Source organism: Yinghuangia sp. ASG 101, assembly GCF_021165735.1.
Lineage (GTDB): Bacteria > Actinomycetota > Actinomycetes > Streptomycetales > Streptomycetaceae > Yinghuangia.
In genome coordinates, this window is sequence record NZ_CP088911.1 from 8,116,407 (window position 1) to 8,135,179 (window position 18,773).

Sequence of the window (18,773 nt, forward strand, 5' to 3'; positions counted from 1 at the left end):
GGGGTTTCATGGTCGCGAGGTCCGCCCGGCACCGGATCCGCCGTGTGACGGGACACCGCGTACGTTGTCGTGCCTGCCGAGAAGAGGGGTCTTGATGTCGCGTACAGCCGCCGCGCCCATTCGGGTCGGGATTCTGGACGACCTGTCCGACGGGCCGCCGAGTGTGACCGATATCGGGTATTGGCTGCGGCTCGCGGTCGACGACGTGGTCGGTTCGGGGCGGATCGACCGGGAAGTGGAGTTCGTCCACGGGTTCGGGCGGGGCCTGCCGTCGGGGACGGCCGCGGCGGTCGAACGCGCGTTCGGGCGACTGGTGGACGACGAGGACGTCCTGCTCGTCGTCGGGCCCGCGATCGGGGACAGCGCCCTCGTCGTGACGCCCCTGGTGGAGGCGCGGCGGGTCCCGGCGATCAACTGGGCGGGGACCGAGAAGGCGCGCGGCGCGTACATGTTCCACCTCCAGGTCGGCTCCCACGAGGACGAGGCGCTGGTGCTCGCCCGGTACCTGGCCGACGTCGGCGTGCGCCGCGTCGGCGTCGTCCACGACCGGTCGCCGATGGGGCACCGCTACGTCCGGTTCCTGCGCGACGAGGCGGACATCCTCGGGCTCGGGCTCGGACTGTCGGCGTCGGTCGGCCCGCTGGCGGTCGACGCCGCCGACGAGGTGGCCCGCGTCCTGGACGCCGGTGCCGACGCGCTCGTGTACCTCGGACTCGGCGAATCGGCGCCCGCCGTGGCGACCGCCGCGACCGAGGCCGGGTTCACCGGGCCGAGGGCCATGAACACGGCGGGCCTGCGCGGCTACCGCCCCGACTTCGCGAAGGCGGTCGACGGATGGGTGTACGTCGACATGCACGCCGACGAGAACACGACCCTGCTCGCGCTGCGGGCCCGCCTCGACCTGCCGACCGAGCGCGCGTACGGCGCCGCCAAAGGCCACGACCTCGGCAGGCTGGTCGCGGAGGGCCTGGCCCGGGCGCCGGAGCTGACGCGGGCCGGCGTGCGCGCGGGCCTGGAGCAGGTGAAATGGCTTCCGGCCGCCGAAGGCCACGAAGGCACGCTGCTCGGCTTCGGCCACCACGACCGCGGGGCTCTGCACGGGCGCTACCTGGTCCTGCGGCGCTGGGACGGCGGGCGGTCCGTCCAGGTCGGGCAGCCCGCCGGCGTGCGCTGAGGCCTCCGGGGCCGGGCGGAGTCCGGTGCGGAAGCGGTTCCGCGCGCCCGGGTACGCTCCGCCCGTGACCGTCGTACGCTCCATCGCCCTGTTCCTCCTCGCCGCCCTCGCCGAGATCGGGGGTGCCTGGCTGGTGTGGCAGGGGGTCCGCGACCACCGCGGATGGCTGTGGATCGGCGCCGGCATCCTCGCGCTCGGTGCCTACGGGTTCGTCGCGACGCTCCAGCCCGACGCCGAGTTCGGCCGCATCCTCGCCGCGTACGGCGGCGTCTTCGTCGCCGGATCGCTGGCGTGGGGGATGGCGCTGGACGGTTACCGCCCCGACCGGTTCGACGTCATCGGCGCACTGGTCTGCCTGGGCGGCGTCGGCCTGATCATGTACGCCCCCCGGGGCGGCTGACGGTCAGGACGGCGGGCGTTCGGCGGGCGGCGTGGACCGGCCGCCGTCCGGGTCGTAGATGCCCGCGAGGCGCGCGCTGACGCCCAGTGCGGTGAAGGCGTAGCCCAACTCCTCGTACAGCTCCCGCTGTTCCTCGAAGTCGGGGGACACCTGGACGGTGACGTCCCAGTGCTTCTCGGTTCGGAACGTCATCACCCGGTGGGTGGTGGTCACCTGCTTGGTGCCGGCCCCTTCGTCGACGGCCGTGAAGACCCGGAACTCCCATGTCCGCGCCTCGGGGACCTGGAGGTCCGGGGCGAGCGCGACCAGCGCGTACTGCGGTCGCCGGCGCCACACGCGCAACGGCGAGCGCACCGCCAGCGTCGGCCCGACCTTGCGCCAGGGGGCCTCCGGACGCCCGACGTGGTGCCGGTCGGAGAACAACTCGCGGCGCAGATCCGCGTATTGCGGCGCGATCGCCAGCACGGCGCGCACGGCCAGCGCGACGTCCTGGTTGTTGTCGCACCACGACATGCTGCCCTCGTGCGACGCGATCTGCGCCCGGACCCACGGCTTGAGCACGGAGTCCAACGCGCCGAGCCGATCGTCGTCCTCGCTGCACTCGACCGCGAACAGCACGGCGTCGCACAGCCCTTGGAACCGCGCGATCAGGTCCACGCTTCCCCTCCCGGTCTCGGCGCCGCCGCGGCGGCCCGGCAGCGCGCGGCCGAACCCGTCGAACACCACGCGCGGTTCGCCCCCAGTATGCGCGTCCCCCGAAGCCCCCGCCCGCACGGCCTCCCCGCGTGACGCCGGACCGTGTGGGGCACAGGGGTGCGGGAGGCGGGCCGGCCCCAGGGTGACTCGGGTTCCCCCGGGGCCGGCCGCGAACCGCCCATGTCCGTACGTCGGTTCGCCGGGGAGCGCCTACCCGCGCACCCTCACGTCCGCTCGTCGACCGCGACCAGGAAGTCGCGGATCAACGCACTGACCACGGCGGGTTGTTCGAGCGTGCTGGAGTGCCCCGAGTCCGGCAGCACCGTCAGGCGCGCGCCCTCGATCGCGGCGGCGATGCGCTCCGCGTGCGCGGGGGGCGTGGCCGCGTCGTCCGCGCCGACCGCGACCAGGGTCGGCACCGTGACACCGGCGAGTTCGTCGCGGACGGCCGCGCGGTCGGCGACACCGAGGACGGCCTTGCGGATTCCCGCCCGGTCGCAGCGCCGCAGGCGGTGGATCCACGCGTCGATCAGCGGACCGGCGGCCGGCGAGGCCAGGAACGCCGGGCCGAACATCGAGGCCATCGCCTTGCGCCGCACCGGCCGCAGCCCGGTGAACCGGTAGATGTTGGCCAGCAGCCGGTACTCGCGGACCTTGGCGGGGTCCTCGGCGTCGGCGCTGGTGTCGAGCAGCGTGAGCGAGTGCAGCAGTTTGCCCTGCCGGGCGGCGATGCGCTGGCCGACGAAGCCGCCCATCGACAGCCCGACGTAGTGCACGGGCGCGACCCCGAGGTGGTCGATCACGGCGACGGCGTCGGCGGTCAGGGTGTCCATGTCGTAGCCGGACGCGGTCGGCGGGCTCTCGCCGTGCCCCCTCCAGTCCAGCGCGACGCAGCGGTAGCGGTCGCGCAGCGCGTCGATCTGCGGATGGAACATCCAGCCGCTGAAGAGTAAGCCGTGGCCGAACACGACGGTGCGAGCGTCCGGTTCGCCGGGAGGCGTCCCCGTGTCGGTGTAGAAGATCGTCGCTCCATTGGCGGAAATTGCGGGCATGTGGTCTCCTTCGTCTCGGTCACGCGGCAGCGCAGGGGGAACGTACCGAAACCACCGGTCGCCCGTGCGGGCGCGACGTCCCGCCCGAGGCCGCGCCCGGGAGGCGAAGCCGCAGGTCCACGCGGTGTGCGACGGTACGAAGCCGCCGCCCCCCGGCCGCCGCACTAAGCTCGGACGGGTGACCGAGGCGAGAGGGCGGCGCGGCCCGTACCGGAAGAGCATCGAGCGGCGCGAACACATTTTGGACGCCGCGCTCGAGGTGTTCGCGGAGCACGGGGACGGCGGGGCGCTGCTCCAGGAGATCGCCGACCGCGTCGGCGTCAAACTCCCGTCGCTGATGTACTACTTCCCGTCGCGCGACGAACTGCTGCTGGCCGTCGTCGAACGACGCGACACCCTCGGCGCGAAGCCGGCCGGGGAGGCCCGCGACCCGATCGAGTCCGCGGGCGACACGATCCGGCGCGGCATGGCACAGCCCGGACTCGTGAAGCTCGTCGCCACCATGGCCACTGCCGCCGCCGACCCCGCCCACCCCGGCCACCTGTTCTTCATCGAGCGCTACCGGCGCATGAGCGCCGACGTCGCCCGCACCCTGAAGGCCGACCAGGACAGGGGAACGGTGCGCGGCGACGCGTCCGCCGACCACATGGCCAGGCTGCTGCTCGCGGCCATCGACGGACTGCTGCGGCAGTGGCTGATCGACCCGTCGACCGACCCCGTCCCCGCCCTGGAGACGTTCGTACGCCTGTGCGGGTACGCCGCGGACGCCGACGCGGAGGCCCGCACGTGAGCGCCCCGACGAGCCGGAGCGTCCTCGGCGTCGCTGTCATCGGCGTCGGCACCATGGGGGCCGACCACGCGCGCAGGCTCCGGGACGTCGTGAGCGGCGCGCGGGTGACCGCCGTCGTCGACACCGAGGCCGAACGCGCCAAGGAGTTCGCGGACGGCCTGGACGGCTGCACCGCCTACACCGAGCCCGCGGCGGCCATGGCGGCACGCGACGTCGACGCCGTCCTCATCGCCTCGCCCGGCCCGGCCCACGAGGAGGCCGTCCTCGGCGCCCTCGCCCGCGACCTGCCCGTGCTGTGCGAGAAGCCGCTCACCCCCGACCCGGTGTCCGCGCTCCGCGTCGTGGAGGCGGAACTGCGGCTCGGCCACCGCCGCGTCCAGGTCGGCTTCATGCGGCGCTACGACCCCGAATACGCCCGGCTCAGACGGCTCCTCGACACCGGCGACCTCGGCAGGCCGCTGATGCTGCACCACCGCCACCGCAACGCCGCCCAACCCCCGTGGTTCACCGGGGACATGCTCATCACCGACTCCGTCGCGCACGAGGTCGACGTCACCCGCTGGCTCCTCGACGAGGAGGTCACCGCGGTCACCGTCCTGCGGCCCCGCCCGTCCGCGCTCGCCCCCGAAGGCCTGGACGACCCGCAGTTCGTACTCCTCGAAACCGAGTCGGGCGCGCTCGCCGACGTTGAGATCTTCGGCCACTGCGGCTTCGGCTACCAGGTCCAGGCCGAGGTCGTCGGCGAACGGGGGGCCGCCCGCGTCGGCGACGAACCCGGCCCGCGCGTCAGCACCGCGGGCCGCTGGGGAGGCCGCATCACTCCCGACTACCTCGAACGCTTCGCCGACGCCTACGACCGCGAACTCCAGGCCTGGGTCGACGCCGCCCGCACCGGCCGCACCACCGGCCCGACCACCTGGGACGGCTACGCCGCCACGGCGGTGTGCGACGCGGGCGTGCGCTCCCGCCGCGAAGGCCGCCGCGTCGCGGTCGACCTGGCCGACCGCCCCGCGCTGTACCGCTGAGCCCGCGCGTGGCGCCTCAGGCGTGTGGAGTGGGCCGGTAGACCAGCTCCTGGATCCGGCCGTCGAGGGTCCGCTGGTCCAGGAGTTCGAGGTCGAAGTCGGCCGCGCCCCGGAAGATCGGGGCCAGGCCGTTGCGGCCGGTGATCACCGGAAACAGCGTCACCTGGAGGCGGTCGACCAGGCCGGCGGCCATCAGGGCCCGGTTCATCGCCAGGCTGCCGTGCGAGCGCAGCGGCACGTCGGACTCCTCCTTCAGCCGCGCCACGACATCGACGGCGTCGCCGCTCGCGACCGTCGCGTCGGGCCAGTCCAGCGGACCCCGCAACGTCGTCGACACCACGGTCGCCGGCAGGTGCCGCATCCGGGTCACCCACGGGTCGAACACGTCGTCCCCTTCGGAGGCGTCGGCCACCATGCCGACGAACTCCCGGTACGTGTTGGCGCCGAAGACCATCCGCTGCTCCGCGGAGTACTGGGCCAGACGGTGGTCCAGCAGCTCGGGCCCCTGTTTGCCCCAGTACCCCGTCCAGTCGCCGCAGGCCGCGCCGAAGCCGTCCAGGCTGGAGAAGACGTCGAAGGTGTAGGTGGCGGTCATGGTGATCTCCTCGAAAACGGTCGTCCGGGTCCGTACCTGCAGACCCGAGCCAGCGGCGAAACTCATCGCCGCAGGGCGACCGGGTTCCCGAAACGATCCCGCCACAAGCCGACGCCGGCGCGTGCGGCCCGCGGGCAGGGCACGGCACGGCCACGCGTCGGCCGAGAGCCGGTGGGGTACGTGTCAGTCTTGGCGCCGCGGGGCGCGCGGGATTTCGGACACGGGGGGCGGTCGGTGGCGGTGGCGGGGCCGGTGCATGTGGTGTTCGTCCACGGACTGTTCTCCTCGGGGGAGACCTGGGAGCCGTTCGTCGGGCTCATCGAACAGGACCCGGAGACCGCGCCGGTCGTGCGCGTGCACCGCTTCGAGTACGCGTCCCCCCAAGCTGCGGCTGAGCCCGGCGCGCCGCATCGCCGAGGTCGAGGACCTGGCCAGTTCGCTCGACGTGTACCTGCGGCACCATGGTCCCGCCGGGGGAGCCCACGATGCTGGTGGGGCACAGCCAGGGCGGGCTCATCGTGCAGCGCTACCTCGCGATGATGGTGCGCGCCGCACGGGCCCGCGAACTCGCCCCGGTCCGCCGGATCGTGCTGTCGCGTGCCCGAACAACGGCTCGGAGTTCCTGCTGTCGCTGCGCCGTCGCGCGGACGTTCCCGCGCGGGGCACCGGCGTCCGGTCGTCGCCGCGGCCGGGACCGCGTCGGCCCTCCGGGAACCGTCCGCGGGAGTGCGCGCGGCGACCGGTGATTGTCCCGAGCCAGTAAGTGAGCGTACACTTACCAAGGCCCCGGGGCGGACGCGGCCGTGCCGCCGCGTTCCGCGGGGCGCTGCGATGTCCCGACGGCGGCACAGGAGGCGCGGCGTGAAGGTGCTGGTGGTCGGCGGCACCGGGCCGACCGGGCCGTACGTCGTGCGCGGGCTCCTCGGGCGCGGCGACGACGTCACGATCTTCCACCGGGGCGTGCACGAGCCGCCGGAATCGGCCGACGTCGCACACATCCACGGCGACCCGCACTTCCGCGAGTCCATCGACGACGCCCTCGGCGCGCGGACGTTCGACGTCGTGGTGGCGATGTACGGGCGGCTGCGCCACCTCGCACCGGCCCTCGCCGGGCGCTGCGGCCGGTTCGTCGCCGTCGGCGGAGTGCCCGTCTACCAGGGCTTCTTCCCGACCCCCGGGCAACGCGCGCTCCCGGTCCCGGTCACCGAGGACCATCCGGTCGTCCGGGACGCCGCGACCGGGGCCACGGCGTTCTCCCGGCGCCTCGCCGAGGCCGAGGCCGCCGTCTTCACCCACCACCCGCGGGCGACGGTGCTGCGCTTCCCGATGCTGTTCGGGCCGAACAACGCCCGGCCCGCCGAGTGGTCGGTGGTCAAACGGGTGCGCGACAAACGCCCGTTCATGATCCTCCCCGACGGCGGCGGTCAGCTCCACACCCGCTGCGCCGCCGCCAACGCGGCGGCGTTCGTGTCGGCGGTGCTGGACGCGCCGGAGCCGTCCGCCGGGCAGGTCTACAACGCGGGCGAGGCCACGAGCTGGTCGCTGTCCGAGTGGGCCGCGGCCGTCGCCCGGCTCATGGGCGCCGACCTCGAACTGGTCGGTCTGCCCCGGGAGATCGCGGTCGAGGCCACCACCGCGCTGCTGCCGCTGGCGGGCACCACCGCGACCCACGTCGTGGTCGACACCGCGAAGGCCCGGCGCGAACTCGGCTACACCCCGGCCGTCGACCCGCGCGACGCGCTCGCCGCACTCGTCGCCTGGTACGCCGACCACCCCGGGATCGACCCGGCCGGCAGCCCGTCGTTCACCGACCGGTTCGACTACGCGGCGGAAGACGCCCTGGTGCGCGCCTACCGGTCCGCCGCCAAGACGGTGGCCGCGAGCGTCGAGCAGCGGCCCGCGCCGCCGGTGCACAGCATGCCGCACCCCCGTACGCCAGGGAGGACGGACCACCGGGGCCGCTGAGCGAGACCGCGCGGCGACGTGAGCCGCGGCGAGACAAGCAGGCACGTGCCGTCCGGCGTGCGCACGAGGGGAGTGGTGGTCGTGTCCGACCTGCTGCGCGGCCGGGTGGCCGTGGTGACCGGCGGTGCGAGCGGGATCGGCCGGGCGACCGTGCGGCGCTTTCTCGCGGAGGGCGCCCGCGTCGTCTTCGGCGACCTGCACGAGGCCAACGCCGCGCGGCTGGTGGAGGAGACCGCCGATCCGGACCGGCTGCGGTTCGTCCCGACGGACGTCACCGACGAGACCTCCGTCGCGGCTCTGGTCGCCGCCGCGACGGACGGGTTCGGCGGGCCCGACATCCTGTTCAACAACGCCGGGGTCGGTGGTGCCTTCGGTCCCCTGGTCGAGATCGACGCGGCCGACTGGGACCGGACGTTCGCGGTGATCAGCCGCGGGATGTTCCTCGGGACGAAGCATGCCGCCCGCGCGATGATCGCGCGGGGCGACGGCGGAGTGATCGTCAACAACGCCTCGGTCGCGGGCCTGGGCGGAGGCGGCGGCCCGACCGCGTACTCCGCGGCGAAGGCCGCGGTCGTCAACTTCACGGCCAACGCGGCGGTCGAGCTGGCCGAGCACCGCATCCGCGTCAACGCGGTGTGCCCGGGCCTGGTCGACACCCCCTTCGTGATGGGCCGCGACGCCGCCGCGATCGAGGCCCGCCTGCCGACCTTCCAGCCCTGGCCGGAGTTGGGCCGCGCGGAGGACATCGCCGGCCTCGTGCTGTATCTGGTCGGTCCGGACAGCACCTTCCTGACGGGGGCGGCCGTCCGCGCGGACGGCGGCATGCTGGCCTGGGGCCCGCGCATGACCGAGACCTCGGACCCCCGCGGCCGAACCCGCCGCTACACCGGCTTCACCGAGGGCACGACGGGACGCCGCACGGTGAAGCGGCCCGTTGACGGCGCCTGACCACGGGCGTCGCGTGCCTCGTCCTGAGCCGATGCGTCCTCGGCAAAGACTGATCATCACACTAATAACAGGCCAATGCTCGCCGGTCTCAGGACTCCGGCCGCAAGCGCGGTGTCGATGCCCGGTCTCCGGGCGGGTCCGACGCGCGCGGGCCGCGCCGGGTCGCGACGCCGCCCGATGCGGCGGCGGGGCCTTCTCGTTCGCTACATTGAACAAAGGTTCAATCAATCCGCGCCGCCGCCCCCCATCTTGTCCTTGACGGCCCCCCGACCCTATGTAAACAATTGTTCAATCAGGCCTCGGCGGTGCCACCGCGTCGGTGGTCCGGCCGGGGCCGCACGACGGGCACCACCCGGGCGACCGAGCCCCGCACGGCCCCGGCCCTCAGGCAAACAACCGCGTGCGTACGGCAGTTCGGCCGACCGGCCGGACGATCGCGCACTAGAGGAGGTGTTGTCGGTGACTACTGCCGACGCCGTGTATTGGGACCCGTACGACCACGCGCTGGTGCAGGACCCGTACCCCATCTACAAGCGGCTGCGCGAAGAGGCGCCGCTCTACTACAACGAGAAGTACGACTTCTACGCGGTGAGCCGGCACAGCGACGTCCAAAAGGGCCTCGGCGACTGGCAGACCTACTCGTCCTCGCGCGGCGACATCCTCGAACTCATCCAGGCCGGCATCGAGTTCCCGCCGGGATCGCTGATCTTCGAGGACCCGCCCGTCCACGACATCCACCGCCGCCTGCTCGCCCGCATCTTCACCCCGCGCCGCATCGCCGAGCTGGAGCCGAAGGCCCGGGCGTACTGCAAGCGCGCGCTGGAGCCGGTGACCGGGGCCGACCGCTTCGACCTCATCGAGACGCTGAGCGCCGAGATGCCGATGCGCGTGATCGGCATGCTGCTCGGCATCCCCGAGGCCGACCAGGAGATCTTCCGCGACCGCACGGACGCCGCGCTGAGCACCGAGGGCAACCGCGACCCGAAGATGCGGGCCCAGGAGAACAACCTCTCCACCGAGGAGTTCCGCGACTACGTCGAGTGGCGCAAGACGCACCCCTCGGACGACCTGATGACCGAGCTGATGACCGCCGAGTTCACCGACGAGAACGGCGTCAAGCGCACACTGACCGACGACGAGGTCATCACGTACTGCACGGTCGTCGCCGGTGCCGGCAACGAGACCACCGGCCGCCTCATCGGCTGGTTCGGCGCCACGATGGCCCGCCACCCCGAGCAGCGCGCCGAGCTGGTGGCCGACCGGTCGCTGATCCCGAACGCCATCGAGGAGATCCTGCGGTACGAGCCGACCGGCCCGTTCACCGCGCGGTACGTCGCCAAGGACGTCGAACTGCACGGCAGGACCGTCCCGGCCGGCAGCGCGATCCTGTTCATCCAGGCCGCCGCCAACCGCGACCCCGAGCGCTTCCCGGACCCGGACCGGTTCGACATCCACCGCGTCACCCAGCACATGAGCTTCGGCGTCGGAGCCCACTACTGCCTCGGCGCGGCACTCGCCCGGCTCGAGGGCCGGGTCGCCGCCGAGGAGATCCTGAACCTCTTCCCGACGTGGGAAGTGGACTGGGACAACTCCGAGTTGGCCCAGACCTCCACCGTGCGCGGCTGGAAGACCCTGCCGCTCGTCATCCGCTGAGCCGGAAGGGCCTGTTCATGACCGACCAGTGGAAAGCCAGCGTCGACCAGCGGGTGTGCGTACGCACCGGCCTGTGCGCCGCCACCGCACCCGGCGAGTTCGACCTGGACGAGCGCGGCCAGGGGCGCGCCACCGCCGAGGTGCTGCCGGCGACCCAGACCCTCAGGGACGCCGCGGAGTCCTGCCCCGTCGAGGCGATCCTCCTCGACGACGCGGCCACCGGGGAGCGGGTCTTCCCGCCGCAGTAGGCCATGCCGCGCAGCTGTCGCGTTCCTGGCCGGGAGACGCGACCCGCGGCCCCCATGCCCGCCTCCCCGGCGGGCAGAACGCGGGGGCGCGGCGACGGGAAGACCGTCGCCGCGCCCCCGCGGCGTCTCTCGGGCACCGTCGCGCGCGCGACGGTGCCCGGCGTGCCCGTCAGGGCTTGCGGGCGACCCCGCCGAACTCGATCCACTCCGTGGTCTCCTGGACCGCCGCGTCGACGCCGTCCGGACGCCACGCCGACGCCTCGCCGAGCCCGGGTTCGAGCGGTTCGAGGCCCGCCTCCGTGATGAAGGCGGCCACCTCCTTCGCGGTACGCACGCGGCCCCAGTTGCCCCCCGTCGCGGTGAGCATGAAGTCGCTCAGGCGCTCGCGCACCTCGTCGTCCTCGGCCACCAGGTGGGACACCACCACGAAGCTCCCCGGGGCCAGCCGCTCCACGACGCGGCGCAGCAGCCCGCCGGGGTCGTCGGTGTCCGGGATGCAGTGCAGCACCGAGACGAACAGCGCCGCGACCGGCTGGTCGAAGTCGATCAGCCGCGTCACGTCCGGGTTGCCCATCACACCGTCGGTGTCGCGCATGTCGGCGGTGATCACCGTGGTGGTGGCGTTGTCCGCGAGCAGCGCGCGGCCGTGGGCGAGCACGATCGGGTCGTTGTCGATGTAGACGACCCGCGCCTCGGGGTGCACGGACTGCGCGATCTGGTGGACGTTGTCCTGCGTCGGCAGGCCGGAGCCGTGGTCGAGAAACTGCTTCACGCCGTAGTCCCGGGCCAGGACGCGCACGGCCCGCTGGAGATAGCGGCGGTTGTTGATGGCCAGCGCCTGCGTACCCGGCGCGGCGGCGGCCAGTTGATCCGAAGCCTCACGGTCGGACTGGAAGTTGTCCTTGCCACCGAGGTAGTAGTCGTACATCCTGGCGACGCTCGGAACCGACACGTCGATTCCCCGAGGCACCCATCCCGCTGTGGGATCGTCGGCGTGCTGGTCGGACACCCGTACCCCCGAACATAGTTGACGGCACATCAGCCACTCTGGCCAATGGTGTCCCAGCTTATCGCCGCAGGTCCGGCGCGGGGTCCACGCGTTCCGGGCTTTTCGGACCGGAACAGGGCGAGTTCGCGAATTCCCGTGGGGACGCCGCCGGAATTCGCGGATTCAGCGCCGGGACCCCACCGCGAGACCACACCCGAGCAGCGCGACGGGCAGGACGCCGGCCCACTCCGGCGCGGTGCGCAGGACGGCCATGCAGACCGCCGACCCCGCGATCAGCGCCGCGAACCGGGCGGGCACCCACAGGTCGGGACGCGCCGTCCCCACACCCCGGACGATGTACGCGGCCAGCGTCCCGGTCAGGTACGTGGTCGGCGCGGCTGTCCTCCCGGCCGCCACCATCGCCGCCGACTGGACGCCCATCGCCACGGCCGCGCCGAACTGGAGGGCATCGCGGGCGGAACCGCCGGGGCTCCCGCCGAGGGCCGCCCAGACGGCCGCCCCGGCGGCCAGGAGGACCGCCTCCCCGCCGAGGCACAGCCGCACCGAGCGAGGCCACCGCGGCTCGGTGCCGGAACACCGGCGGGTGGCCAGGGCCGTCGCCGCGGTTCCCAGCGCGAAACCGGCCAGCGCCAGCAGCGCCGCGGTCACCCCGGTCTCCCGGCCGCGCCCGATGGCGATGCCCAGCAGTGCGAAGTTGCTGGTCATCACCCCCGCGAACACGTGCCCCAACGCGACGAAGGAGACGGTCTCGACCGCCCCGGACGCCGCGACCAGGAGCACCACCGCCACGTGCTGGGACGGTCGGGGGCCGGCGGGGGAGCGCGCGGCGGGCGCGGTGCCGGGTGGCGGCTGGGCGTCACTCACAGCGACGGAGCATAACGCGCAATCCATGACATAAGGCCTCTTCTGCCGCGGCGACGAGCCCGACGCGGCTCGGGACGACGCGACCGGGCATCTCGACTAGCGTTGCCAAGGAGCGACACGCTCGATTCCGGCGCGGGTCCCGGCGCCGCCCGCGGCGCCGGTGTTGCGAGGCGTTCGCCGCCGCCCGGCAGCGTGTCCGGTGCTGTCGCGTCCGCGTCGGCCGGGCACCGCGGCACACCCGCGACATCGTGAACTCGGGGCCGACTCGGGGCTGCTGAGAGGAGTCGGCGATGCCCTTCGCCACCGCCGCGGACGGTACGCGGATCTTCCACAAGGACTGGGGGACCGGGCAGCCGGTCGTCTTCTCCCACGGCTGGCCGCTGACCGCCGACGCGTGGGACGCCCAACTGAAGCTGATGGCCGACAACGGGTTCCGCGCGATCGCCCACGACCGGCGCGGCGGCGGCCGGTCGGGCCAACCGTGGGACGGCAACGACCTCGACACGTACGCGGACGACCTCGCGGCGGTCATCGAGGCACTGGACCTGCGCGACGCGATCCTCGTCGGCCACTCGACCGGCGGCGGCGAGGTGACGCGCTACCTCGGACGGCACGGTTCGGGCCGCGTCGCCAAGGCGGTCCTCGTCGGGGCGATCCCCCCGCTGATGCTCAGGACCGACGACAACCCCGAAGGCCTCCCGATCGACGTCTTCGACGGGATCCGCGAGGGCGTCGCGTCCGACCGCTCGCAGTTCTACCGGGACCTCAGCGAGACGTTCTACGGCGCCAACCGCGACGGGTCGACGGTCACCCAGGGGATCCGCGACCAGTTCTGGCTGTGGAGCATGACGGTCGGGATCAAGGGCGCGTACGACTGCGTCAAGGCGTTCTCCGAGACGGACCTGACCGAGGACCTGAAGGGCATCGACGTCCCCACGCTGATCGTGCACGGCGACGACGACCAGATCGTGCCGATCGTGGCGTCCGGCGACAAGTCCTCGAAGCTCGTGCGGGGCGCGGTCTACAAGGTCTACCCGGGCGCACCCCACGGGCTCGCCATGGTCCCGAGGTTCGCCGACCGGTTCAACGCCGACCTGCTCGCCTTCGCCCGCTCCTGAGCGGCGCCGGGAGCATGAGGGACAGGTGGCCGCCCATGATCCGTGTCCTGCGCATCCTTCTCCGCGGAGCCGCCGCCGGGGCCGCCGGGACAACGGCGCTGAACGTCGTCGGCTACGCCGACATGGTGCTCCGCGCCCGGCCGGCCAGTACGACGCCCGAGATGACGGTGCGCCGGCTCGCCCGCACGCTGCACCTGCGCATCCCGGGCGACGGCGAGGCCCGGGAGAACCGCGTCGCCGGACTCGCCCCGCTGACCGGCTATGCCGCGGGCGTGGGCATGGGTGCCGCGCTGGCCCTGGCCCGGGCCGCGGGGTGGCACCCGGGCACGCTCCCGCGGTACGCCGTCGCCTCGGCCGGCGCCCTGGCGGGCACCAACGGGCCGATGACCGTCCTCGGCATCACGGACGTGCGGACGTGGTCCGTGTCGGACTGGGTCTCCGACCTCGTCCCCCACGTCGCGTACGGCGTGGTCACCGTCTGGGTCCTCGACAACCTCGCCCCGGTCGCCACCCGCGAACGCTGAGCGCCGCCGAGGAGGTTCACGGCGGCGCCCAGGCTTCACGGCAGCGCCCGGGCACGGACCGGCTCGTTCACGGCACTTCGACCACGACCTTGATGGCACCGGCCTTCCGGTCCCCCGCGACGCGGAACGCGTGCTCGGCGTCGGCCAGCGGGAAGCGGTGCGTCACCAGGGTCTCCGGGATCTCGGGCCGGGCCGCGAGCATGTCCGCGGCCTGGGCCATCTCGCGCACGCCCCCGTGGGTGCAGTAGCCCATCGACGCGATGAGGCGCACCTCCTTGACCATGAGATCGGTGTACGGCACGTCGAGCGGGACGTACTGCACTCCGAGCACCGACAACACGCCGCCCGGCGCCAGCCGGTCCAGGGCGTCGCGGAGGGCGCTCGCGGAGCCCGCCGCCTCGATCACGATCTCGTACAGCCCGTGCGGCTCGGTGGCGCCGAGGCGTTCGCCGGCCTCGCGCTGGTGCGGGTGGCGGGCCTGGAGGCTGACCTCGGCGGCGCCCTGCGTCTGTGCGGCGGCCACCGCGAGCAGCCCCACCGACCCGCCGCCGATGACCAGGACGCGCGTGTTGGGCCCGGTGCCGGCCACGCGGACGCCGTGCCAGGACACCGCGGCGGGCTCGACCAGCGACGCGTTCGCGACGTCGAGGCCGGGCGGCAGGTCCACGAAACTGCTTGCGGGAGCCCGGAATTGCTCGGCCATGCCGCCGTCCGACAGCACTCCGAGGGCCTTGTTGCCGTCGCGGCGGCACAGGTTGTAGCGGCCCTGGCGGCAGCACTCGCACGCGTGGCAGCCGTAGAGCGCTTCCACCACGACGGGTGTGCCGTCGGAGCGTACGCCGACGAGTTCGTGGCCGAGGATCCACTCCCGGCCCTGGGCGATCGCGATGACGTCGGAGCCGCAGATGCCGATGGCCCGCATCGCCAGCAACTCGCCCTCGCCGGGCGGCTCGTCGACGTCCACCAGCACCGCCCGCCCGGCGCGCCCGCGCAGCGCCTTCACGACGCGGTCCCGGTGCTCGGGAGGCAGGTGTGCCGGGCTCCGGCGCGGTGCGCGCGCTCGGCCGACGCGGGGACGGGGACTTCACGGCCCGGGGGCAGGGACGCCGCCGGCTTCACACTGTGCATCGCGTACTCCATCGGGGCTCAGCGCTGTATGAACAAATGTTCAAACAAGTGCGGCCATGATTACCAGGCGAGCGGTGAAAGCGTCAACAGAACCTCGCCCGCACGGGCGGGCGCGCGATTCCCGGCGCGGCATCGGTCGCGGCGCGGCGGACCATGGGGGCGGCGCCGACGGCTGGTCCGCGAACACCGCGCATGCGGGTGACACCCGGTGATGTGAAGCCCTGCGTCGCTCGGAGGCGTCGGTCGGGCGGACGGGACGGGATCCGTGATCCGGCCCACGGGCGCGCGGTCCGCCCGGCGGTGCCGTGGCGGGACGGTGGGGGCGGTGCGCGCGGGCGCGGCCTGGTGCCGGTCGGCCGACGGACGGCCCGGCCGCGGGTCGTTGCCGCGGGTGGTGTCCGGGCCGGACGGCGGATTCGCGGTGTGCCGCCGTGGGGCGGGTTGGGCGGGCGGTTCGCCGCACGGGCGCCGCCGCATCACCGCCGGGGCGAATCAGCGGGCGGGGGATGTGCGGCGCCCGGGTGTGCGGGAAACGGGAGTTCCCGCCGATCCGAGCGCCGCCGTGCGCCCCGGGGAACGCGGTGATCCGACACGACGCGGGCCCGGTGCGGGCGGGACGCCGTGGTGTGCGTCGAAACAGTCGCGGGAGAGCGGGGGACTACGGGGACTCGGTGCTCGGCGCGGCCGTCGCCACCGGCGTGGCGGGTTCCTCCGCCTGGGTGTCCGGCTCGGGGGTGCTGTCCGCCGGCGGCTCGGGTTGTTCTGCCGGGGTGGGGTGTTCTGCCGGGGGCGCGACGGTGACCGCGGGGGCGGTGGTGGTCGCCGTGGTGTAGAACACCGAGCCGCCCTGCTTGTGGCGCTGGACAAGGCCCTTGGCGACCAGGCCCTCGATCGTGGTGCGTACGACGGTGGTCTTGACGCCGCGGTCGGGGTGGCTCGCGCCCAGGGCCTCGGCGATCTCCGCGATCGAGCGGGGCTCGGCGCCCTGGGAGCCGAGGTGTTCGCGTATGAGGGCGCCGAGGGTGGGCTGCGCGGGCCCCTGAGGGGCATCGGTGCGCGGTGCCGGGCCCTTGGGGGCCTGGCTCTTCGCGGCGCCGGGAGCGGCCTTTTCGGCCTTCGGAGCCTTCCGCTTGCGCGTGCCCGTCGCGGTGGCCGCCGCCGACGCTGGCTTCGCGCGGTCGGCCGCGGGGGAGGGGCCGACAAGGGTGTCCCGGATGGCGACCAGCACCGTGCGGTCCTCGCGCAGGGACTCCAACTGCTCCTGCAGCGCCACGAGTTCGGTGTTCACGCGGTTCTGCTCCTGGGCGTTGCGCGCGAGGTCGTCGGCCACCTGGGTGGCATATTGGGTCGTCAACTCGGTGTTCTGGGGCCGGTCTTGCGCCATGTGGTGTGAGCCCTGCTTCCGTCTCGAATGTGGCGTCCGGGGGTTGGACCCGGATCGTACCTGTCCCACGACGCGCCCGGGTGACAGCGCGGTCCGCACGGACCCGGAGCCGCGGGGCCGCTGTCGCGCGACCCGCCGCGTCCGGTCCGCGGTCTCCCGCAGAGGCGCGGGCGATCAGCCCTTCCCGCACGCCGCGGCCGACAACGGCACCGCAATACGCCCGTACCGCCGCACGGCGTTCGGCGTCGTGCGCACGTCGGCCCAGGGCGCGGCTCCGCGCCGGGTATCAGGACTCGTGTGGTGCGGTGCGGCCGTCCAGCAGGGTGGGGAAGGTGCCCACCGCGTCGAGGGCCATGGACAGTTCGGCGACGATCTTGGGGTCGTCCAGCGGCCCGCGCAGGAACTCCTCCAGGCGGTGCATGCGGTAGCGGACCGTGTTCTGGTGGCAGTAGAGGGTCCGCCCCGCCTCGGCCGCCGAGCCGTGCGCCGCGAGCCACGCCCGCGCGGTCGCGAGCAGCGTCGTGCGGTCCTCCTCGGGCAGCGACAGCACGCCGCCGAGGATGCGGTGCACCGCGCGCTGCGTGGTCTCCAGGTTGTTCATCACCAGTTCCGTCAGCGGTGTGTCGTCGAGTTGCCGCACCCCCGGGGTGTCGGACGGCAGGGACTCCAGCGCGACGCGCGCGTACCGCAGCGCACGGGTCGTCTGCGCGAGCCGGTCGTACACCGGGCTCACCCCCACACGGCCCGTCGCGACGGCCCGGACCGCATCGAGGACGCGCTCGACGTCCTGGCGCCGCGAGCAGGAGATCACCCCCAGCTCGTGCCCCGGCTGCGCGCGCCACGCCGTCCCGGCGTCGATGGCCTGGCACTTGACGTCCAGCCCGGGCAGCGGCGGGTCACCTCCCGCGACGGCCTCCGCGGCCACCAGGAGGAAGTTCCCCTGGTACGGGAAACCCAGCATGCGCGCGATCTCCCACGTCGTGTCGCTCCCCGGCGGCGGCCCCTCGACGAGCGTCGCGACGAGGGCCGAGCGCCGCCGGTCGGTCTCGACCAGCCGCTCCGCGAGGGCGTCACGGTAAGCGGCGGTCGCGGCGGTGGCCTGGCCCTCCGAGATCTCCCAGATCCGGGTGGCCCCGTGCAGCAGCGCGGTCTGCGCCTCGGGGCCGAACCGGATCGCCTCGGCGAGCAGTTGCTCCCAGAAGAAGGTGAAGCTCAGCCGGTAACTGCGCAGCACCTCCGGCAGGGGCACGCCCTGCCGCGCCCGGATCCGGCCGGTCCGCAGCGCCCCGGACAGGTCCGGCTCCGCGGCGGAGCCGTCGAGGTAGGTCAGCACGCAGGCGGTGTTGTGCCGGAGCGAGGCCTGCAGATCCGCGGGTTTCACCCCGACGTTGCGGTAGAACTCGATCTCCGTGGTGATCCGGTCGGCCATCCCGGTGGTGAGCGTGTCGATTCTCGCGGACAGCGTCTTCGCCAGAGCGGCGATCATCGGATCGTGGGCTGCCTCGTACACGCCTGTGCCTCGCTTGATGGTCGAACCGCCGTCCCCCGCGCCGCCGGAAAGGCCGCGGGGGAGAAAGTATGGCCGCAAACACAGTGCGGTCACGCTGGCTTCGGCAAACTGTCACACTTTCGGGGCCGGTTCTCGTAAATCTGACAGGTCGTCACAAGTGCGAACGAGGCCACGGCCGAAGAGCCGTGACCTCGCCCCGGAACCATCGCGGTCGCCGCGTCGGCGGCGAACCGCCGTACGCCTAACCCTGTTTCGGCGCCGCCTGCTGCACGACCTCGAACGACCACAGCGTCGAACCCGAGGCCGCGGGCTTGGGGGCGCCGCCGCCGTGCGGGTGGTCGCCGGACGGCTTGCCCTGGCCCGCGTGGGCGGCCTGCATGGGCCCCTTCATCCAGTTCTCGAAGTCCTCCTCGCTGCGCCAGCGGGTGTAGACCAGGTACTTGTCCGTCCCGTCCACCGGACGCAGCAGCTCGAACCACTCGAAGCCGTCGGAGGATTCGACCGATCCCGCACGCGCGGCGAAGCGCTTCTCCAGGATCTCGCGCGTCTCGGCCGGCACCTCGAGGACATTGATCTTCACGATGCTCATGAGGCCATCTTGCCGTGCGCGGTCGCGGCACGCGGGCCCGCCCTCCGCCGACGCGCGCCCGACGGCCGGCCCCTCGCTTACCCGGGGCGCGGTGGCCCCGG

21 protein-coding genes are annotated in these 18,773 nt (G+C 73.4%); 11 read left to right on the forward strand and 10 right to left on the reverse strand.

The annotated features are described in order from the left end of the window. Positions 1-94 precede the first annotated feature (94 nt). Complete coding sequence (locus tag LO772_RS34745) at positions 95-1,174, forward strand: ABC transporter substrate-binding protein (RefSeq protein WP_231776021.1); 1,080 nt, start codon at positions 95-97, stop codon at positions 1,172-1,174. A gap of 64 nt (positions 1,175-1,238) precedes the next feature. After that, positions 1,239-1,574 carry a YnfA family protein gene (locus LO772_RS34750; protein WP_231776022.1) on the forward strand — a complete coding sequence of 112 codons (336 nt, stop codon included), beginning with the start codon at positions 1,239-1,241 and terminating at the stop codon, positions 1,572-1,574. A 3-nt stretch (positions 1,575-1,577) separates the two neighbouring features. On the opposite strand, the gene LO772_RS34755 is transcribed toward LO772_RS34750, so the two are convergent. Together LO772_RS34755 and LO772_RS34760 are read right to left on the reverse strand one after the other, a co-directional pair. After that, positions 1,578-2,300 carry a hypothetical protein gene (locus tag LO772_RS34755; protein ID WP_231776023.1) on the reverse strand — a complete coding sequence of 241 codons (723 nt, stop codon included), beginning with the start codon at positions 2,298-2,300 and terminating at the stop codon, positions 1,578-1,580. Positions 2,301-2,494: 194 nt separating this feature from the next. After that, on the reverse strand, positions 2,495-3,322 hold the full coding sequence (locus tag LO772_RS34760; protein WP_231776024.1) for an alpha/beta fold hydrolase: 828 nt from the start codon (positions 3,320-3,322) through the stop codon (positions 2,495-2,497). 178 nt (positions 3,323-3,500) lie between these two features. Between LO772_RS34760 and LO772_RS34765 the strand changes: the two genes are divergently transcribed. After that, the gene (locus tag LO772_RS34765) at positions 3,501-4,112 is read left to right on the forward strand and encodes a TetR/AcrR family transcriptional regulator (protein ID WP_231776025.1); all 612 of its coding nucleotides are present in this window, start codon (positions 3,501-3,503) and stop codon (positions 4,110-4,112) included. Continuing rightward, the gene (locus LO772_RS34770) at positions 4,109-5,137 is read left to right on the forward strand and encodes a Gfo/Idh/MocA family protein (protein ID WP_269453136.1); all 1,029 of its coding nucleotides are present in this window, start codon (positions 4,109-4,111) and stop codon (positions 5,135-5,137) included. Before LO772_RS34765 ends, LO772_RS34770 begins: the two co-directional genes overlap by 4 nt. Positions 5,138-5,153: 16 nt before the next feature. Here the strand turns inward: LO772_RS34770 and LO772_RS34775 are convergent, their stop codons facing one another. Next, positions 5,154-5,732 carry a dihydrofolate reductase family protein gene (locus tag LO772_RS34775; protein ID WP_231776026.1) on the reverse strand — a complete coding sequence of 193 codons (579 nt, stop codon included), beginning with the start codon at positions 5,730-5,732 and terminating at the stop codon, positions 5,154-5,156. Positions 5,733-6,193: 461 nt separating this feature from the next. Here LO772_RS34775 and LO772_RS34780 point away from each other — a divergent pair, with 461 nt between their 5' ends. The 5 genes from LO772_RS34780 (at position 6,194) to LO772_RS34800 (ending at position 10,546) form a co-directional block, all read left to right on the forward strand. Further along, positions 6,194-6,478: a hypothetical protein gene (locus tag LO772_RS34780; protein ID WP_231776027.1), complete on the forward strand. Its 285-nt coding sequence runs from the start codon at positions 6,194-6,196 to the stop codon at positions 6,476-6,478. Between the two features lie 115 nt (positions 6,479-6,593). Continuing rightward, on the forward strand, positions 6,594-7,697 hold the full coding sequence (locus tag LO772_RS34785; RefSeq protein WP_231776028.1) for a hypothetical protein: 1,104 nt from the start codon (positions 6,594-6,596) through the stop codon (positions 7,695-7,697). 81 nt (positions 7,698-7,778) lie between these two features. After that, positions 7,779-8,645, forward strand: coding sequence for an SDR family NAD(P)-dependent oxidoreductase (locus tag LO772_RS34790; RefSeq protein WP_231776029.1), 867 nt, complete (start codon positions 7,779-7,781; stop codon positions 8,643-8,645). Positions 8,646-9,104: 459 nt separating this feature from the next. Next, complete coding sequence (locus LO772_RS34795; RefSeq protein WP_231776030.1) at positions 9,105-10,298, forward strand: cytochrome P450; 1,194 nt, start codon at positions 9,105-9,107, stop codon at positions 10,296-10,298. Between the two features lie 17 nt (positions 10,299-10,315). Next, positions 10,316-10,546, forward strand: a complete 231-nt coding sequence (locus LO772_RS34800) for a ferredoxin (RefSeq protein ID WP_231776031.1) — start codon at positions 10,316-10,318, stop codon at positions 10,544-10,546. A gap of 169 nt (positions 10,547-10,715) precedes the next feature. On the opposite strand, the gene LO772_RS34805 is transcribed toward LO772_RS34800, so the two are convergent. After that, positions 10,716-11,585: an SAM-dependent methyltransferase gene (locus LO772_RS34805; protein WP_269453137.1), complete on the reverse strand. Its 870-nt coding sequence runs from the start codon at positions 11,583-11,585 to the stop codon at positions 10,716-10,718. Between the two features lie 132 nt (positions 11,586-11,717). Continuing rightward, positions 11,718-12,419 (reverse strand): DUF1275 family protein, encoded by a 702-nt coding sequence (locus LO772_RS34810; RefSeq protein ID WP_231776032.1) that lies wholly within the window; start codon positions 12,417-12,419, stop codon positions 11,718-11,720. A 290-nt stretch (positions 12,420-12,709) separates the two neighbouring features. Between LO772_RS34810 and LO772_RS34815 the strand changes: the two genes are divergently transcribed. Together LO772_RS34815 and LO772_RS34820 are read left to right on the forward strand one after the other, a co-directional pair. After that, a complete protein-coding gene (locus LO772_RS34815; protein WP_231776033.1) occupies positions 12,710-13,537 on the forward strand; it encodes an alpha/beta fold hydrolase in 828 nt (275 codons plus the stop codon). Positions 13,538-13,572: 35 nt separating this feature from the next. Next, a complete protein-coding gene (locus tag LO772_RS34820) occupies positions 13,573-14,061 on the forward strand; it encodes a hypothetical protein (protein ID WP_231776034.1) in 489 nt (162 codons plus the stop codon). A gap of 67 nt (positions 14,062-14,128) precedes the next feature. On the opposite strand, the gene LO772_RS34825 is transcribed toward LO772_RS34820, so the two are convergent. The 5 genes from LO772_RS34825 to LO772_RS34840 all read right to left on the reverse strand — a co-directional run bounded on the left by LO772_RS34825 (position 14,129) and on the right by LO772_RS34840 (position 18,672). Then, positions 14,129-15,064, reverse strand: coding sequence for a zinc-dependent alcohol dehydrogenase (locus LO772_RS34825; RefSeq protein WP_231776035.1), 936 nt, complete (start codon positions 15,062-15,064; stop codon positions 14,129-14,131). Further along, positions 15,061-15,189: a hypothetical protein gene (locus LO772_RS36020; protein ID WP_269453138.1), complete on the reverse strand. Its 129-nt coding sequence runs from the start codon at positions 15,187-15,189 to the stop codon at positions 15,061-15,063. The genes LO772_RS34825 and LO772_RS36020 overlap by 4 nt, the downstream gene beginning before the upstream one ends. A 658-nt stretch (positions 15,190-15,847) precedes the next feature. Next, the gene (locus LO772_RS34830; protein ID WP_231776036.1) at positions 15,848-16,573 is read right to left on the reverse strand and encodes a BlaI/MecI/CopY family transcriptional regulator; all 726 of its coding nucleotides are present in this window, start codon (positions 16,571-16,573) and stop codon (positions 15,848-15,850) included. Between the two features lie 286 nt (positions 16,574-16,859). Then, positions 16,860-18,083 carry a PucR family transcriptional regulator gene (locus tag LO772_RS34835; RefSeq protein ID WP_231776037.1) on the reverse strand — a complete coding sequence of 408 codons (1,224 nt, stop codon included), beginning with the start codon at positions 18,081-18,083 and terminating at the stop codon, positions 16,860-16,862. A 241-nt stretch (positions 18,084-18,324) separates the two neighbouring features. Beyond that, positions 18,325-18,672, reverse strand: coding sequence for an antibiotic biosynthesis monooxygenase family protein (locus LO772_RS34840; protein WP_231776038.1), 348 nt, complete (start codon positions 18,670-18,672; stop codon positions 18,325-18,327). Positions 18,673-18,773: the final 101 nt, after the last annotated feature.

Coding starts and splice junctions, on each gene's coding strand:
- LO772_RS34775 (WP_231776026.1), bottom strand. CDS start 5,732: ATGACCGCCACCTACACCTTCGACGTCTTCTCCAGCCTGGACGGCTTC.
- LO772_RS34820 (WP_231776034.1), top strand. CDS start 13,573: ATGATCCGTGTCCTGCGCATCCTTCTCCGCGGAGCCGCCGCCGGGGCC.
- LO772_RS34745 (WP_231776021.1), top strand. CDS start 95: ATGTCGCGTACAGCCGCCGCGCCCATTCGGGTCGGGATTCTGGACGAC.
- LO772_RS34805 (WP_269453137.1), bottom strand. CDS start 11,585: ATGTGCCGTCAACTATGTTCGGGGGTACGGGTGTCCGACCAGCACGCC.
- LO772_RS34800 (WP_231776031.1), top strand. CDS start 10,316: ATGACCGACCAGTGGAAAGCCAGCGTCGACCAGCGGGTGTGCGTACGC.
- LO772_RS34840 (WP_231776038.1), bottom strand. CDS start 18,672: ATGAGCATCGTGAAGATCAATGTCCTCGAGGTGCCGGCCGAGACGCGC.
- LO772_RS36020 (WP_269453138.1), bottom strand. CDS start 15,189: ATGCACAGTGTGAAGCCGGCGGCGTCCCTGCCCCCGGGCCGTGAAGTC.
- LO772_RS34815 (WP_231776033.1), top strand. CDS start 12,710: ATGCCCTTCGCCACCGCCGCGGACGGTACGCGGATCTTCCACAAGGAC.
- LO772_RS34780 (WP_231776027.1), top strand. CDS start 6,194: ATGGTCCCGCCGGGGGAGCCCACGATGCTGGTGGGGCACAGCCAGGGC.
- LO772_RS34830 (WP_231776036.1), bottom strand. CDS start 16,573: ATGGCGCAAGACCGGCCCCAGAACACCGAGTTGACGACCCAATATGCC.
- LO772_RS34760 (WP_231776024.1), bottom strand. CDS start 3,322: ATGCCCGCAATTTCCGCCAATGGAGCGACGATCTTCTACACCGACACG.